This is a genomic window from Streptomyces phaeolivaceus, assembly GCF_009184865.1.
GTDB lineage: Bacteria > Actinomycetota > Actinomycetes > Streptomycetales > Streptomycetaceae > Streptomyces > Streptomyces phaeolivaceus.
On sequence record NZ_CP045096.1, the window covers coordinates 7,343,973 to 7,359,458 of the forward strand.

16 protein-coding genes and 2 pseudogenes are annotated in these 15,486 nt (G+C 69.7%); 14 read left to right on the forward strand and 4 right to left on the reverse strand.

Annotated features, from left to right (window positions below):
* Window positions 1-89: 89 nt before the first annotated feature.
* Genes F9278_RS34025 through F9278_RS34035 form a run of 3 tightly spaced genes read right to left on the reverse strand, consistent with a single transcriptional unit; the run spans window position 90 to window position 2,174 of the window.
* Complete coding sequence (locus tag F9278_RS34025) at window positions 90-887, reverse strand: AIM24 family protein (RefSeq protein WP_152174297.1); 798 nt, start codon at window positions 885-887, stop codon at window positions 90-92.
* Window positions 888-889: 2 nt separating this feature from the next.
* Complete coding sequence (locus F9278_RS34030) at window positions 890-1,540, reverse strand: AIM24 family protein (RefSeq protein ID WP_152171721.1); 651 nt, start codon at window positions 1,538-1,540, stop codon at window positions 890-892.
* 1 nt (window position 1,541) lies between these two features.
* Window positions 1,542-2,174, reverse strand: a complete 633-nt coding sequence (locus tag F9278_RS34035; RefSeq protein WP_152174298.1) for an AIM24 family protein — start codon at window positions 2,172-2,174, stop codon at window positions 1,542-1,544.
* A gap of 191 nt (window positions 2,175-2,365) precedes the next feature.
* On the opposite strand from F9278_RS34035, the gene F9278_RS34040 reads away from it, so the two are divergent.
* The 10 genes and pseudogenes from F9278_RS34040 (at window position 2,366) to F9278_RS34085 (ending at window position 10,101) form a co-directional block, all read left to right on the forward strand.
* Window positions 2,366-2,725, forward strand: coding sequence for a DUF3817 domain-containing protein (locus tag F9278_RS34040; RefSeq protein ID WP_152171722.1), 360 nt, complete (start codon window positions 2,366-2,368; stop codon window positions 2,723-2,725).
* Complete coding sequence (locus F9278_RS34045) at window positions 2,722-3,015, forward strand: MTH1187 family thiamine-binding protein (protein ID WP_152171723.1); 294 nt, start codon at window positions 2,722-2,724, stop codon at window positions 3,013-3,015. Before F9278_RS34040 ends, F9278_RS34045 begins: the two co-directional genes overlap by 4 nt.
* Before the next feature lie 198 nt (window positions 3,016-3,213).
* Window positions 3,214-3,960, forward strand: coding sequence for a hypothetical protein (locus tag F9278_RS34050; protein ID WP_152171724.1), 747 nt, complete (start codon window positions 3,214-3,216; stop codon window positions 3,958-3,960).
* Entirely contained in the window at window positions 3,957-4,673 is a 717-nt protein-coding gene (locus F9278_RS34055; protein WP_226967074.1) for a DUF4166 domain-containing protein, read from the forward strand. Before F9278_RS34050 ends, F9278_RS34055 begins: the two co-directional genes overlap by 4 nt.
* Entirely contained in the window at window positions 4,670-5,302 is a 633-nt protein-coding gene (locus F9278_RS34060) for a TetR/AcrR family transcriptional regulator (protein ID WP_152171725.1), read from the forward strand. The genes F9278_RS34055 and F9278_RS34060 overlap by 4 nt, the downstream gene beginning before the upstream one ends.
* 240 nt (window positions 5,303-5,542) lie before the next feature.
* Window positions 5,543-7,195: pseudogene (locus F9278_RS34065) on the forward strand (glycosyltransferase family 2 protein); the annotation flags it as partial.
* A gap of 20 nt (window positions 7,196-7,215) precedes the next feature.
* Window positions 7,216-7,323: pseudogene (locus F9278_RS47580) on the forward strand (galactose oxidase-like domain-containing protein); the annotation flags it as partial.
* A gap of 93 nt (window positions 7,324-7,416) precedes the next feature.
* Window positions 7,417-7,926: a MarR family winged helix-turn-helix transcriptional regulator gene (locus F9278_RS34075; RefSeq protein ID WP_152171727.1), complete on the forward strand. Its 510-nt coding sequence runs from the start codon at window positions 7,417-7,419 to the stop codon at window positions 7,924-7,926.
* Window positions 7,927-7,983: 57 nt separating this feature from the next.
* Window positions 7,984-8,322 carry a DUF3817 domain-containing protein gene (locus F9278_RS34080; RefSeq protein WP_152171728.1) on the forward strand — a complete coding sequence of 113 codons (339 nt, stop codon included), beginning with the start codon at window positions 7,984-7,986 and terminating at the stop codon, window positions 8,320-8,322.
* A 78-nt stretch (window positions 8,323-8,400) separates the two neighbouring features.
* On the forward strand, window positions 8,401-10,101 hold the full coding sequence (locus F9278_RS34085; protein WP_152171729.1) for an acyl-CoA mutase large subunit family protein: 1,701 nt from the start codon (window positions 8,401-8,403) through the stop codon (window positions 10,099-10,101).
* Here the strand turns inward: F9278_RS34085 and F9278_RS34090 are convergent.
* Window positions 10,077-10,751: a TetR/AcrR family transcriptional regulator gene (locus tag F9278_RS34090; RefSeq protein WP_152171730.1), complete on the reverse strand. Its 675-nt coding sequence runs from the start codon at window positions 10,749-10,751 to the stop codon at window positions 10,077-10,079. The two genes, F9278_RS34085 and F9278_RS34090, sit on opposite strands and share 25 nt — an antisense overlap.
* Before the next feature lie 199 nt (window positions 10,752-10,950).
* Between F9278_RS34090 and F9278_RS34095 the strand changes: the two genes are divergently transcribed.
* From F9278_RS34095 to F9278_RS34115, 4 genes are all read left to right on the forward strand, one after another.
* Window positions 10,951-11,931, forward strand: a complete 981-nt coding sequence (locus F9278_RS34095; protein WP_152171731.1) for a tetratricopeptide repeat protein — start codon at window positions 10,951-10,953, stop codon at window positions 11,929-11,931.
* A 639-nt stretch (window positions 11,932-12,570) separates the two neighbouring features.
* Entirely contained in the window at window positions 12,571-13,206 is a 636-nt protein-coding gene (locus F9278_RS34105) for a DUF6230 family protein (protein WP_152171732.1), read from the forward strand.
* A 163-nt stretch (window positions 13,207-13,369) separates the two neighbouring features.
* The gene (locus tag F9278_RS34110; protein WP_152171733.1) at window positions 13,370-14,008 is read left to right on the forward strand and encodes a DUF6114 domain-containing protein; all 639 of its coding nucleotides are present in this window, start codon (window positions 13,370-13,372) and stop codon (window positions 14,006-14,008) included.
* Entirely contained in the window at window positions 13,998-15,392 is a 1,395-nt protein-coding gene (locus F9278_RS34115; RefSeq protein ID WP_193241753.1) for a hypothetical protein, read from the forward strand. The genes F9278_RS34110 and F9278_RS34115 overlap by 11 nt, the downstream gene beginning before the upstream one ends.
* Window positions 15,393-15,486: the final 94 nt, after the last annotated feature.

Sequence of the window (15,486 nt, forward strand, 5' to 3'; positions counted from 1 at the left end):
TACCTAAAAAGTTGAAAGGTGAACTAGTGAGGGTTCAGTGGTGCATGACAACGCGCACACGTTCGATGTCACACTCCGCAGACTACCGCTCACAGCCCGAAGCGACGCTGGAGGTCCCCCAGCTGTCCGGGAAGGCGCGGTGCGCCCGCCGGCTGTCCGTGGTGACCGGGTACCCCGCCGCCACCGGGTACGCCCGGTTCGTGCGGGACCGTGCCCGTGGCCTGCTCGGCCATGAGGGTCTCGGAGGACTGGAGCAGCACCGTGCCCGCCCCGACGAACTCGAACTGGTGCTCCTCGCCGGAGGCGCCGCCGAGGCCCGTCATCGCACGTAGGCCGCCCATCAGGCCCTGCATGTACCCGTGGTCGTAGTGGTGGCACGGCGAGGGGCAGTCGGCCCAGCCGACCAGGGCCTGCGGGTCGACCCGGATGGGGGGTTCCATGAACACCACCGGGCCGTTGGAGGCCGCCACGAACTTGCCCGTGCCGATGAGGGTCAGGAAGCCCGGAACGATCGACTGCTTCAGCGCGAGACTTGGCTGAAAAGCAAGGAGGTTGCCCGAGCGAATGGTCAGGTTGCCCTCCTCCAGGTCATAGGAATTGACGTCGAAGGCCCGGTCGGCGAGGAGCATCTTGCCCGAGCCCTCGGCCACCACCCAGTCGCTCGCGTGCAGAGGCGAATGGAACGACGAGCGGACGAGACCGCCGAGCCGGCCGTGCCCGATGCCGTTGAACTCCATCTGGCCGTAGTAGGCGATCATCTTGCCCTTCTGCAGGAACCACTGGCTCCCCTTGAGCTCCACGCAGAAGGTGTAGTTGTTGACGTTGTCGTCGGACGGCAGCGTCATCGGGTCGTGGACGGTCGGGCCGGCGCCCGGAGCCCCGTACATGCTCACAGCTTCTCCTCCGAGGCCTGGACGTACACCGCACCACTGCCGCTCAGCTCCAGCTGGAACGCCTCGCCGGAGCCCCGACCCACCATGTCGCGCCAGCCGAGCGCGGTGGAGAGCTTGTTGCGTACGTCGCCGTGGTGCGCGACATACGCCTGCGGGTCCACGTGGACCGGGCGCTGCGGGGTGATCGGGACCTCGATGACCCCGCCGTGCGCCATGACCGCGACCGCGCCGTGCCCCTTGAGGGTGGTGGTGAACAGGCCCTGGCCCGTCACCTGGCCGCGCACCATGCCCATGACGCCGCCCTGTGAGCCCATGAACATCGTGCCCTGCTGGAGGGTGCCGTCGAAGGCCAGCAGCCGGTCGGCCTCGACGTAGAGGGTCTCGCCGGTCAGATTGATCACCTGGATGTGGTGACCGCCGTGCCCGAACAGGACCGTGCCGCTGCCCTCGACCGTCATCAGCGGGGTCGCCTCGCCCGCCACCCGGCGGCCGATCATCGACGCGATACCGCCCTGACCGCCCTGCGTGTTGGGGGTGAAGGAGACCTCGCCCTTGTAGGCGAGCATCGCGCCGCGCTGGCTGAACAGCCGCTGGCCCGGCATCACGGTCGCCTCGATCATCTTCGAGTTGATCTCGCGGAAGGCCATGTCACACGTCTCCCGCCACCGTGTTGCGCTCGCTGGGCTGGACGTACACCAGTCCGTCGCCCTCGAAGCGGATCTGGAAGGCCTCGCCGCCGCCCTCGCCCATGAACGTGCGGAACGTCACACCGGACTGGAAGGACTGCTGGAGGTTGCCCTGATGCGCGATGTACGCCCCCGGGTCCACCGTCAGCGGGTACTGCCGGCTCACCCGCAGCACCACCGCCGGGCCGTCGGACATGATCGCCGCCTGGCCGTGGCCCTCGATGGTCGTGGTGAACAGGCCGTTGCCCTGGGTCGCGCCGCGCAGCCCCGTGAAGCTCGTGCCCGTGCGCAGCCCGGAGTCCGTCGCGAGCAGATTGCTCGACTCCACGTACAGCTTGTCCCCCTGAAGACTCACGAGGTTGATCTCGGAGGCCCGGTCCGCGAACCAGCAGGTCCCTTGCCCCGTCACCTCCATCAACGTCATCTGTTCTCCCGTGAGGCGCCGCGTCACCATGCCACGCAGGCCCTCACCACCGCCGCTCAGCTTCTTGAACGACATCTGACCGTCGTACGCGACCATCGAGCCGTTCTTCGCCTTCACGGCGTCACCGGTCATGTCGACGGCCAGCACTTTGCTGCCTTGAAGTCGGAACATTGCCACGGGAGGACGGTAACCGGCAGATGCCCGGACAGGACAGGTCCCAGAGGGGGATCTCGACCCTGAAGGGACCCCTAGAGCGTTCGGCGGGTTGACGGATGTCAGAATGGGCGGCGCTTGTGCTTCCGTTCACAAAGATCGACCAGCGGTGCGAGGACTCGCCCCGCCGACCCCACCGAAGGTGACCCGTGGACATAAAGACCGCCTCCGCCCTCCGCCGCCTGCGCCTCGTCTCCGCCCCCGAGGCCGTCTCCTTCCTGCTGCTGCTCGTCTGCTCGGTGCTCAAGCGCACCACGGACTTCAACGCGGTGCCGGTGATGGGCTGGGTCCACGCCATCCTCTTCATCCTGTACGTGGTCTTCTGGGCCGACGCCTGGAACCGCGCCAAGTGGTCCCTGAAGACCGCCGCCCTCTACTTCGTCCTCTCCGTCCTGCCGACCGGCGGCTTCTTCGCCGACCGCAAGCTGCGCCGCGAGGCCGAGGCGGCGGTCGGCGCGACGTTCGCGCCCCGCGCCGGCGACGCGGACGAAGGGGCCGTGAAAGCGTGATCGTCGCCTTCTCCGTGACCCCGCTCGGCGTCGGCGAGGACGTGGGGGAGTACGTCGCCGACGCCGTACGGGTCGTCCGTGAATCGGGCCTGCCGAACCGCACCGACGCGATGTTCACCTCGATCGAGGGCGACTGGGACGAGGTGATGGACGTCGTACGGCGGGCCGTCGCCGCCGTCGAGGAACGCGCGCCCCGGGTCTCCCTCGTCCTCAAGGCCGACATCCGCCCCGGAGTGACGGACGGCCTCACGTCGAAGGTGGAGACGGTGGAGCGCCACCTGAGCGCGTAACCGTCCGACCCTGCCGCCGCACGCGGCCACGAGAGCCCCGGTCCTTCTGGACCGGGGTTCTTCCGTGCCCGCTGGTTCTTTCGTGCCCCCATGATTCTTTCGCGCCCACTGTTTGAGCGGTCGCTCAAATCGGTGTACGGTCTGGGGCGTGCGGATTGAGCACTCGCTCAAAAACATCGCCGACCTGGGGGAACGCGCATGGGGCTCTATATCGAGGCACGGATACGGGCGGACCTGGACGACCTGTGGGCCCGCACCCAGGAACCGTCCCTGCACCAGCGCTGGGACCTCCGCTTCACCGAGATCGCCCACCTCGCGCGCGTGGAGGGCGAACCGCAGCGCTTCCGGTACGCCACCCGCGTCCTGCCCGGCCTGACGGTCGCCGGCACCGGGATCTCGGCCGGCGAGAGGGAGCGCCCGGACGGCACCCGAACCTCGGCCCTGCGGTTCGCCTCGCCGCACCCCCTCTCCCCGCTCGCCGAGGGCAGCGGCTACTGGCGGTACGTCCCGGCCGGTGAAGGGGTCCGCTTCCTCACCGGCTACGACTACCGCCCCCGCTGGGGCCGCCCCGGCGCGCTCGCCGACCGGCTGCTGTTCCGCCCGCTCATGGGCTGGGCCACCGCCTGGTCCTTCGACCGCCTCCGGCTGTGGCTGGAGCGGGACATCACCCCCGAACGGGCCCTGCGCCGCTGGCTCGCCGAGACGGCCGTACGCGCGCTGACGGTCGTGGCCGCCTGCGCGGGGCTCGCGTACGGGGCGCTGGTGGACCCGGCGGGCCCGCTCGCCCCGCTGGCGCTGTTCGCGACGCCCGTGCTGGCCGTCGCGGCGGTGCTGGCCGCGCTGATCGTGCCGCCGCTGCCCGGCACGCCGTCCGCCCGCCGCTGTCTGCGGACACCGCCGCCACGCGCGCGTGCGCCCCGTCTGCTCGCGACGCTGAAGGGATGACCGGCATGGACGACAGGACGCCGAGGCCCGCTCCGGTCTCGATCTTCCGTACGGTCATGGGCGCCGACTTCGAGCGGCTGCACCCCGAGCTGCGCCGCCGTTTCTCGGTCGGGCTGGCGAGTGGTGAGGCCTGTACCGGCCGGGGCACGATGCACCGCGTCTGGCACGGGCGGGGGCTGGTCAAACCGTTCCTCGCGCTGGGCGGCACCCGCAACATCCTCGTGCCGCGCGAGGGGCGGGACGTCTCCTTCACCATCGAGAACGTGCCGTACGCCGACGGCTTCGCCCGTGAGACGGTGACCTTCGTGCGTACCTTCGATCTGCCCGGCCGGGCCCGCCGGTTCGACGCCCAGATGGTGCTGGGCCCCAAGGGCGACCGCATTCTCGACTACCTCGGCACCCACCAGCACCTCGCCAGCGAACTGCGCTTCCACGCGGAGTCCGACGGGTCGCTGCTGATCCGCTCCGGCGAACACCGCTTCCGGGAGGGCCCGGTCGACGTCCGGGTCCCCGCACTCATCGGCGGTGAGGCGGAGGTGCGGGAGCGGTTCGACGAACGGACGGGGCGTTTCCGGATCCGGGTGCGGGTGGTGAACCGGCACTTCGGGCCGCTCTTCGGCTACGAGGGCTCCTTCACGGCGTCGTACGAGGACGTCCGGGTGCGCGGCGTGCGGACCGGGCTGCGGCCGGTCCGCGAGGAGGCGCGGGCGTGAGCGAGGCGACCCGGGTGAAGCTGCTGGAGGGCGCGCTGCGGACCCTCGTCGAGCAGGGGATCGCCAAGACGTCCGCCCGTTCGATCGCCACCACCGCCGGGGTGAACCAGGCGCTCGTCTTCTACCACTTCGGGTCCGTGGACGAACTCCTGGCGGCGGCCTGCCGGTACGGGGCGGAGCAGCGGGTCGCCCGGCATCGGGAGCGGCTCGCGGCCGTCACCTCCCTCTCCGAACTGCTGGCCTTCGGGCGGGAGATGCACGAGGAGGAGCGGGCGGCGGGGCATGTGGCCGTGCTGGGGCAGCTGCTCGCGGGGGCGCAGACCCAGCCGAGGCTGGCGGCGGCGACGGCGGCGGGGCTGGAGCTGTGGATCGACGAGGTGGAGGGGGTGTTGCGGCGGGTTCTGGTGGACTCGCCGGTGGGGGAGTTCGTCGATGCGCGGGGGTTGGCGCGGGCGGTGGCGGCCTCGTTCGTGGGGCTGGAGTTGTACGAGGGGGTTGATCCGGTGGGGGCGGGGGTGGCGCTGGGAGCGCTGGAGCAGTTGGGGGTGTTGGTGGCGGCGCTGGAGGGGCTGGGGAGTGTGGCGCAGCGGGCGGTTCGGCATCAGCTGCGGAAGGCGGTCGGGCGCTGAGGGGTTCCTTCTCGCCTCCGCCGCCCCTACCCGCCCCATCCTCCAGGGGCTGCGCGCCCCTTCGGCCCCCGTCAAGGACTTCGGGGCTCCGCCCCGGACCCCGTTCGCGCAGTTCCCCGCGTCCCTTGAGGGCCCGGCCGAACTCGGCGCCGGTCTCCCGTTCGGCCCAACGCGGTTGGACGTGCCACCCGATCGGCCCTTTCGTGGACGTATCGACTCGTTCGATCACCGGAGGGCGCCGTGCGGCTGGAGGGATACGACTACGAGACGTACAGCAGACTCGCCGGGCCGCTCACGGAGGCGGACGTGGCCGGGCCGGCGTATCGGGTGCGGTATCGCAAGCTTCTGGCGAAAGAGCCGCATCGCATACGGGCGGTCCTGCTGATGACGCTGGCGCCGCTGCTGACCGGCGCCCTCCTCGTCCATCTGGTCCGGCCCTCCCACTGGGTGGAGCGCGAGGGCGGGGCGACCTGGCTCGTCGGGCTCGACGTCACCATGCTGGTCGCCGTCGGGCTGATCGAGCTGTTCATGCTCGTCAACGTCGTGTCCATCGCCCACGCCACGATGGTCGCGCGCGATCCGGTGCCCGTCGTCCCCGAGCCCGGCATCCGCGTCGCCTTCCTCACCACCTATGTCCCGGGCGAGGAACCCCTCGCCATGCTCCGGGCCACCCTGGAGGGCGCCACCCGGCTCCGGCACGACGGCCCGCTCGACCTCTGGCTCCTGGACGAGGGCGACGACGACCGGGCCAAGGCCCTCTGCGCGGAACTCGGCGTCCGGCACTTCACCCGCAGCGGGGTGCCCGAGTGGAACCGGCCGAAGGGCGTCCACAAGGCCCGCACCAAGCACGGCAACTACAACGCGTGGCTCGCCCGGCACGGCGACGCGTACGAGTTCTTCGCCTCCGTCGACACCGATCAGGTACCGCTCCCCGCGTTCCTGGAACGGATGCTGGGGTACTTCCGCGACCCGGACGTCGCCTTCGTCGTCGGCCCGCAGGTGTAGGGGAACTACGTCACCGCAGTCACCAAGGCCGCCGAATCGCAGCAGTTCCTGTTCCACACCCTCATCCAGCGCGCCGGGAACCGCTACCGCGCCCCCATGTTCGTCGGCACCAACAACGTCGTACGCGTCGCGGCCGTCAAGCGGGTCGGCGGGTTGTACGACTCCATCACCGAGGACATGGCCACCGGATTCGAACTGCACCGGCACCGGAACCCGGGGACCGGGCGGCACTGGCGGTCCGTGTACACGCCCGACGTGCTCGCGGTGGGGGAGGGGCCGGCGTCCTGGACGGACTTCTTCGTCCAGCAGATGCGCTGGTCGCGCGGGACCTACGAGACGCTGTTCAAGCAGTACGGGAAGGCGCCCTTCACCATGCCGTGGGGGCGTCTCTTCTCGTACACGCTGATGCTCGTCCACTACCCGATGACGGCCCTCAACTGGCTGCTGGGCATTGTCAGTTGTGTGCTGTTCCTGTGGTTCGGGGCGTCCGGGACGCAGGTCGCCGCCTCCGTGTGGCTGATGCTCTACAGCGACGCGGCGGCCCTCCAGGTGGGGCTGTATCCGTGGAACCGCAGACACAATGTCCCGCCGCACGAGCCGCAGGGGTCGGGCGGGCTCGCCGGGATGGCGATGTCGGCGCTCTCCGCGCCCGTCTGTCTGAAGTCCCTGGGCGCCGCGGTGCTCCGGCTGCCCTGCCGTTTCGTCGTCACGCCGAAGGGCGGTGACGCGAGCCCCGACCGGCTGTCGACCTTCCGGATCCATCTGTTCTGGGCGGCCGTGCTCGCCGCGTCCCTGATCGCGTCGTTCTTCCTCGGCCACGCCCACGCGGCCATGCGCACCTGGGCCGTCCTCGCCCTGCTGGTCCCGCTCGCGCCGGTCGGGGTGTGGGCGGTGCCCCTTCGATCACCGTCGACGTACCGGACGACCGGAACCTCGTGCCGCCCGGCTGGTACATGCTCTTCGTGACGGACGGGGAGGGGATGCCGTCGAAGGCGAAGTGGGTGCAGGTGAGATGAGACGCGGCCGGGGGGCGTCCCGGGCGGCGTCGATCGATATCGAAACGCGAGACGGGGCTGACCGGCATGTGACCGGCCGGTAAGGTCGATGCCGTGCCGAAGCCGCTCAGCCTCTCCTTCGACCCCATCTCGCGCGCCGACGAGCACTGGAAGCAGCGCTGGGGAAACGTCCCGTCCATGGCCGCGATCACGTCGATCATGCGTGCCCAGCAGATTCTGCTGGCGGAGGTCGACGCGGTGGTCAAGCCGTACGGACTGACGTTCGCGCGCTACGAGGCCCTCGTGCTGCTCACCTTCTCGCAGAAGGGCGAGCTGCCGATGTCCAAGATCGGTGAGCGGCTGATGGTGCATCCCACGTCCGTGACGAACACGGTCGACCGCCTGGTCAGGTCCGGCCTCGTCGACAAACGCCCCAACCCCAACGACGGCCGCGGCACCCTCGCCTCCATCACCGACAAGGGCCGCGAGGTCTGCGACGCCGCCACCCGCGACCTGATGTCCATGGACTTCGGCCTCGGCACCTACGACGCCGAGGAATGCGCGGAAATCTTCGCGATGCTCCGCCCCCTGCGCGTGTCGGCGGGGGACTTCGAGGAGGGCTGATCCGGCCGCCGAGGGGCGCTCGATGATCGTTCGAATCCGGTGGTTACGCTCGTCTCCATGAAAAAGAGCGTGCTCACCCGCTACCGCGTCCTGGCCTATGTCACCGGTGTCCTGCTGATCCTGCTGACCCTGGGAATGATCGGCAAGTACGTGCTCGAACTGGACGGAGCCGCGGACTTCACGTACGTCGTCAGCCTCGCGCACGGGTGGCTGTACGTCCTGTACCTGGTCTTCGCCTTCGACCTCGGCTCCAAGGCGAAGTGGCCGGTCAAGAAGCAGCTGTGGGTGCTGCTGGCGGGCACGATCCCGACGGCGGCCTTCTTCGTGGAGCGCAAGATCAGCCGCGAGCTGGAGGCGAAGATCGCGGACGGCCCGCTCGCGACCGCCAAGGCCTAGCTAGGCCCTACCGCCGTACGGACACGTATGGCGGTCTGTCCTGACCCTTTACTAGGACGTCCTAGTAAAATCGGGGTCATGGACGCTGACGCCATCGAAGAAGGACGTCGACGCTGGCAGGAGCGGTTCGACGGGGTTCGGAAGCGGGTGGGGGACTTCACGACGCTGTCCGGGGACGGGGTGGAGGCCGTGTACGGGCCCCGGTCCGGGGATGTGTACGAGGGGTTCGAGCGGATCGGGTGGCCGGGGGAGTATCCGTTCACGCGGGGGCTGTATTCCACGGGGTACCGGGGGCGGACGTGGACCATTCGGCAGTTCGCGGGGTTCGGGAACGCGGAGCGGACGAACGCGCGGTACAAGAAGATCCTCGCCGACGGGGGCGGTGGGCTGTCCGTCGCCTTCGACATGCCGACGCTCATGGGGCGGGACTCCGACGACCCGCGGGCGCTCGGTGAGGTCGGGCACTGCGGGGTGGCCGTCGACTCCGCCGCCGACATGGAGGTCCTGTTCCAGGGGATTCCGCTGGGGGACGTCACCACGTCGATGACGATCAGCGGGCCCGCTGTGCCCGTCTTCTGCATGTACCTCGTCGCCGCCGAGCGGCAGGGCGTCGATCCCGGGGTGCTCAACGGCACGCTCCAGACCGACATCTTCAAGGAGTACATCGCGCAGAAGGAGTGGCTCTTCCCGCCCGAGCCGCATCTGAGGCTCATCGGGGACCTGATGGAATACTGCGCGGCCCGGATCCCCGCCTACAAGCCGTTGTCCGTCTCCGGCTACCACATCCGTGAGGCCGGGGCCACGGCCGCGCAGGAGCTGGCGTACACGCTCGCGGACGGGTTCGGCTATGTGGAGCTGGGGCTCAGCCGCGGGCTGGACGTCGACGTGTTCGCGCCGGGGCTGTCGTTCTTCTTCGACGCGCATCTCGACTTCTTCGAGGAGATCGCCAAGTTCCGCGCGGCCAGGCGGATCTGGGCCCGGTGGCTGCGGGACGTGTACGGGGCCCGGACCGACAAGGCGCAGTGGCTGCGGTTCCACACCCAGACCGCCGGTGTCTCGCTGACCGCGCAGCAGCCGTACAACAACGTGGTGCGTACGGCCGTGGAGGCGCTGTCCGCGGTCCTCGGCGGGACCAACTCCCTGCACACCAACGCCCTCGACGAGACGCTCGCGCTCCCGAGCGAGCGGGCCGCGGAGATCGCGCTCCGGACGCAGCAGGTGCTGATGGAGGAGACCGGGGTCGCCAACGTGGCCGATCCGCTGGGGGGTTCGTGGTACGTCGAGCAGCTGACGGACCGGATCGAGGCGGACGCGGAGCGGATCTTCGAGCGGATCAAGGAGCGGGGGGCGCGGGCGCGGCCGGACGGGACGCATCCGGTCGGGCCGATGACGTCCGGGATTCTGCGGGGGATCGAGGACGGGTGGTTCACGGGGGAGATCGCGGAGTCGGCGTTCCGGTATCAGCAGGCCTTGGAGAAGGGGGAGAAGCGGGTGGTGGGGGTCAATGTGCACGAGGGATCGGTGACCGGGGATCTGGAGATCCTGCGGGTCGGGCACGAGGTGGAGCGGGAGCAGGTTCGGGTGCTGGGGGAGCGGAGGGCGGGGCGGGACGAGGGGGTGGTGCGGGGGGCGCTCGGGGAGTTGGTGAGGGCCGCTCGGGGTGGGGGGAACATGATCGGGCCGATGCTCGACGCGGTGCGGGCCGAGGCGACGTTGGGGGAGGTGTGTGGGGTTCTGCGGGAGGAGTGGGGGGTCTACACGGAGCCGGCCGGGTTCTGAGGGGGTCGGTTCGCTCCGCCCCGCGCCCCTCCAAGAGGGGTCAGGCCGTGCAGTAGCAGGCGGGTGAAGTCGCGTACCCAGTCCTCGTCCGCCTGTTCCGCGCTCACCAGGGTGCGGTGGACCACCGCGCCGGCCACGACGTCGAAGATGAGGTCGATGGTGCGGGTGGCGGTGGCGGGGTCGGGTTCCGGGGGGAGTTCGCCGCGGGTGAGGGCGCGCGCCCGGCCCTCCAGGACCAGGCGTTTCTGGCGGTCGACGATGGAGGCGCGGATACGTTCGCGCAGGGCGTCGTCGCGGGTCGACTCGGCGACGACCGCCATCAGACCGCTCTTGGCCTCCGGGCGGGCCAGGATCGCCGCGAACTGGAGCACCACGCCCTCGATGTCGGCGGCCAGGCTGCCCCGGTCGGGCAGCCGGAGTTCGTCGAAGAGTTCGGCCACCGCGTCCACGACGAGTTCGTTCTTGCCGGCCCAGCGGCGGTAGAGGGTCGTCTTCGCGACACCGGCGCGGGTGGCCACGTCGCCCAGGGTCAGCTTCGACCAGCCGAGGTCGACCAGCGCCTCCCGGGTCGCCGCCAGGATCGCCGTGTCCGCGGCGGCGTTGCGCGGGCGTCCGCCCGTGGCGCGGGAGGCGGGGATGCGGCTCTGCATCCGCCGACCATATCCGGCCGTTCCCGAAGTACTGGGCCGTGGCGTGAGGCAGATCACCGGGGAGTGGGTAATGAGGGGTACAGAGAGGCGCCCGGGACAGTTACGCTACGACTCGTAGCGGAAGCGGGGGCCGCGTCCGTGCCTCGGGGTGTCCCGGGACGCTTTTCACGTGCGTGCTCGGAAGGGGGAGGATGTACTCATGCAGCCACGGAACATGTCCATGAGCGGAGTCGTCGACCTCGCCGCGGTGAAGGCGGCCCAGGAGGCCAAGGCGAAGGCGGAGCAGGCGCGCGCCGAATCGGCCCGGCAGGGCGGCGGAGGGGCGGTCTCCCCGGCCGACCTGGTCATCGATGTCGATGAGGCCGGGTTCGAGAGCGAGGTTCTGCAGCGGTCCACCGAAGTGCCCGTCGTCATCGACTTCTGGGCCGAGTGGTGCCAGCCCTGCAAGCAGCTCAGCCCGGTGCTGGAGCGGCTCGCCGTCGAGTACGACGGCAAGTTCGTCCTCGCCAAGATCGATGTCGACGCCAACCAGATGTTGATGCAGCAGTTCGGGATCCAGGGGATTCCGGCCGTCTTCGCCGTTGTCGCCGGGCAGGCGCTGCCCCTCTTCCAGGGAGCCGCCCCCGAGCAGCAGATCCGCGACACCCTCGACCAGCTCGTCCAGGTCGCCGAGCAGCGCTTCGGGCTCACCGGCCTCGTGGTGGACCCGGACGCCGAGTCCGCCGCCCCCGTCGAGGCGGCGGCCCCGCAGATCCCGGCCGGCCCCTACGACCACCTGCTCGAAGCCGCCGTACACGCCCTGGACGCGGGCGACTTCGGCGGTGCGGTGCAGGCGTACAAGAACGTGCTGAGCGACGACCCCGGCAACAGCGAGGCCAAACTCGGGCTCGCGCAGGCCGAGTTGCTGCAGCGGGTGCAGGGCGCCGATCCGCAGGACGTGCGCAAGGCCGCCGCCGAGAACCCCGATGACGCGCGGGCGCAGATCGCGGCGGCGGACCTCGACCTCGTCGGCGGGCATGTCGAGGACGCCTTCGGTCGACTCATCGACACGGTGCGGCGCACGGCGGGCGACGACCGGGACGCCGTACGGGTGCGGTTGCTGGAGCTGTTCGAGGTGGTCGGCGGTGACGATCCGCGGGTGGCCGCGGCGCGTCGGTCGCTGGCACGCGCGTTGTTCTGACCGGTCCCGGTCCCGGTGTGCCGGGACGTGTGGTGCGCGAGTGAGAGATTTGACGACACAGCGACACCGCGGCCGCGTTTTGCCAAATCTTGGCAAACGCGGCCGCTGTTACTGGTAGTTACTCGCAGTAAGAGAAAGTCGTCGATCTGTCGGACTCTGTCCGGCTGTCGTCCGTTGTGTCGGCCAGCTCGAAAACACCCAGGGTCGCTGGCCGATGCCGATGGGTCGTTGTTCGGTTATCCGTCCGTTACTAGCCAGTAACGACCCCCCTTGCGGGGGCGGCGAGAATGCACCACGATCGGCGACGCTCGGTCCTGTCCCGTACCCCGTCAACCAGTCGGGTCAACGGGTTTTCTGGGTCCCCACCGAGTAGAGCGGGCGACAGTGGCGCCCGTTCTTGGGCAGGGGGGTCTCCGCTCGACGGCGGAGCCTGTCCAGCAGGTTGTGCGTGATGCGTGTCAGGCGCGACCAGTGGTTGTCGCTCGGGGGTGATCGCCGGTGAATCGGGCGCTGTTCGCGCCTGAAGGGTACGGGCGCTCTCCTTCCCGAGGACGTAGCACTTCTCCCATCCCTGCCCGGCTGAGCCGCCGTTGAGGGGCGAGCCGGTAACAGGAGATGTACGTCCGAGAAGGAGGAAATATGGAGTCCCAGGTGCGTGGCGGGACCAGATGGAAGCGGTTCGCTGTGGTCATGGTGCCCAGCGTCGCCGCCACGGCAGCGATAGGTGTCGCCCTCGCGCAGGGTGCTCTCGCAGCGTCGTTCAGTGTGTCGGGCCAGTCGTTCAAGGTGACGGCTGACCAGCTCGACGGTACGGGCTTCTCGCAGTACGGAGCGCTCGACGAGGGCTACACCCTCAAGGGCGAGAAGACGGTTCACCCCGTCGCCGTCTCGGCGTTCAAGTCCGCGTCGATCACCAACATGTGCCAGTCGGTCGTCACCCCGGGTGTCCCGTTCCTCGGTAGCGTCAGCCTCAAGCTGACCGCCGGTACCGGTGGCAAGAAGGTTGAGGCCGAGAACCTCTACATCGACGTCGAGGACCTCTCGGCGGATGCCGTCTTCCGCGGCATCGACATCGGTGTGGCGGCCAAGGACGCCACCAAGGGTCCGGGCATGAAGGGTGGCTCGGAGCAGGCCAACCCCTACGGGTTCGCCCAGCAGGCCGATTCGGCCACGCTGACCGACGTGAAGCAGACGGCGTGGGCCACCACCGCCGGAACCTTCAAGCTGAGCAATCTGAAGATGTCGCTCCACAAGGGCACCGTGGAGTGCTACTAGGCACTCCCTGGGCGGGTGAGGGGGCCTGCTTCCTCGCCCGCCCGTCCCACCCGCCGTGCGTTTCGCCGCGCACGCGCAGTCCGTACGTGAATTCCGTACGCGCGCCTCGTACGTGTCGTACGTGAACTTGTCACAGCAACACCGTTCCAGGGAGCTGTTGTCCATGAGCGCCGAGTCAACGGGGCAGAACGAAGACTATCTCCGCGTCCTCCGGCGGCGCTTCAGCGACTGGAGGGGCAGTCGTCCCTTCTGGGCGGGCCTGTTGGTACTGCTCAGCGGCTTCCCGATCATGTACTTCCCGTACGCGAACCTGCAGATCGGCCACCTCACCCTCGCCATGGCGACGACGGGCGGTTCGGGCTCCCTCATCATCGGTGTGCTGCTGGTGGTGCTCGGCGTCAGCCTGTGGTTCCAGCGGCATGTACGCACCTTCGCCGGTACGGCGGCGATCCTCCTGGCGCTCGTGTCCATCCCCGTCTCCAACCTCGGAGGCTTCGGCTTCGGCTTCCTGCTCGCGCTGATCGGCGGTGCGCTGGCCATCGCCTGGGCGCCCGGTCACGAGGAGGCGGCGGTGCCGTCCACCTACCGGACCCCTTCGCGGACGCGGGCTCCGCAGGACACGGCCCCCCAGGACACGACTTCTGAGAACACGGCACAGCAAGGTGCGGTCACCCTGCGCAAGGACGACGCCCCGGAGCCCGCGACAGCGGGTTCGGTGAACGGGGCGGCGCACGGCGAGGGCGACGACCTGTCAGGTACCACCCCCACGAACGGGACGAACGGGAGGCACAGTGCCGGCTGACGAGGTGACCCACGGGACTTCGGTGGGAGAGTCCCGTGCGAGATCCGGACCGCGGCACGCGGCGCCCAAGAAGCCCCTTCTCACCCGGCTGAACATGCCGGCGGGCAAGGCGATAGCCCTGGCGGCGATGCCCACGGCGGTCCTCATGGGCATGGGCTTCACGCCCACGGTGACGCTCGCCCGCGCCGAGGACCCGGCGAAGCTGAGTCTCACGGCCGACGAGTACAAGGACTGCGTGGAGGCCCTGGAGGCCGCCGAGGAGGGCACCGACAGCTCCGCCTCGCCGACCCCGACGCCGTCCGCGTCCGCCTCGGAGAGCGCCGACTCCACCGACGACGAGGCCAAGGACGAGGACACGTCCTCGGACGACTCCACGGACGACTCCGGCAACTCCTCGGGCGACTCCGCCTCCGACGACACGTCCTCGGGCTCGGACTCGAGCGGTTCCTCCTCGTCGGATTCAGGTTCCGACGAGGACGCGGCGGACGACTCCACGTCCACCGACACCGACAAGACCGCCACGGACACCGCGACCACGCCGTCGGACACCGCCACGGACGAGTCGAGCGGCAACGTGCTGGAGGACATCGGCAGCGCGCTGGAGGACCTCTTCACGCCGGACGACGAGGAGACGGACACCACCACGCCGTCCGAGTCCACCAGCCCGTCCCCGTCCCCGTCGCCCTCCGACTCGGCCTCGGGGGACACCTCCGGCTCCGACGAGGAGACGGACTCGGGTGCGGACGCCGGCAAGGACACACAGGACACCGCCGACGACGACAAGGTCGAGGACGCCGCCAAGGACGTCACCGGCACCGCCGAGGACACCGAGGACGCCGCGGAGGACGCCGCGGACGACGCGACCTCGACGCCCAGCCCGTCGCCGAGCGACAGCGTGGACACGGAAGGCTGCCCGGTCGCCACGGACGACGAGAGCGGCGTGGAGAAGGGCATCCCCGCGCTGCCCGACGACCCCTGGTACCTGAACGCCAGTTCGCTGCTGCTGAAGGGCGCCGACTACAAGGGCGTCGTCAAGGTGAAGACCGCCGACGGCACGGTCAAGGAGGTGCTGAAGTACGTCATCTCCGACGGCACCGACATCGGCGACCTCCACCAGACGGTCGAGGACAAGCAGGCCGGCGTGACCTATCACGTGCAGGCCGGCTCGGGCACCACGTCCACGATCCGTGACGGCCAGACGGTCATGTACACCGAGAGCATCTCCGGCAATCTGCTCGGTCTGATCCCGGTGACCTTCGACCCGAAGCACCCGCCGCCGCTGAACATCCCGCTGATCTACTTCACCAAGGTGAAGGTCGTCCAGGCGGGCCAGTTCGGCGGAACGCTCACCGTGCCGGGCCTTCACCAGTACACGACCGACTGAGCGGCCGCTCGGCGCAGCACGCTCACAGGACCCGACCGGGAGCCGCGGAACACACCGAGGGCGCCCCCTTCTCCAGGGGGCGCCCTCGGTGTGT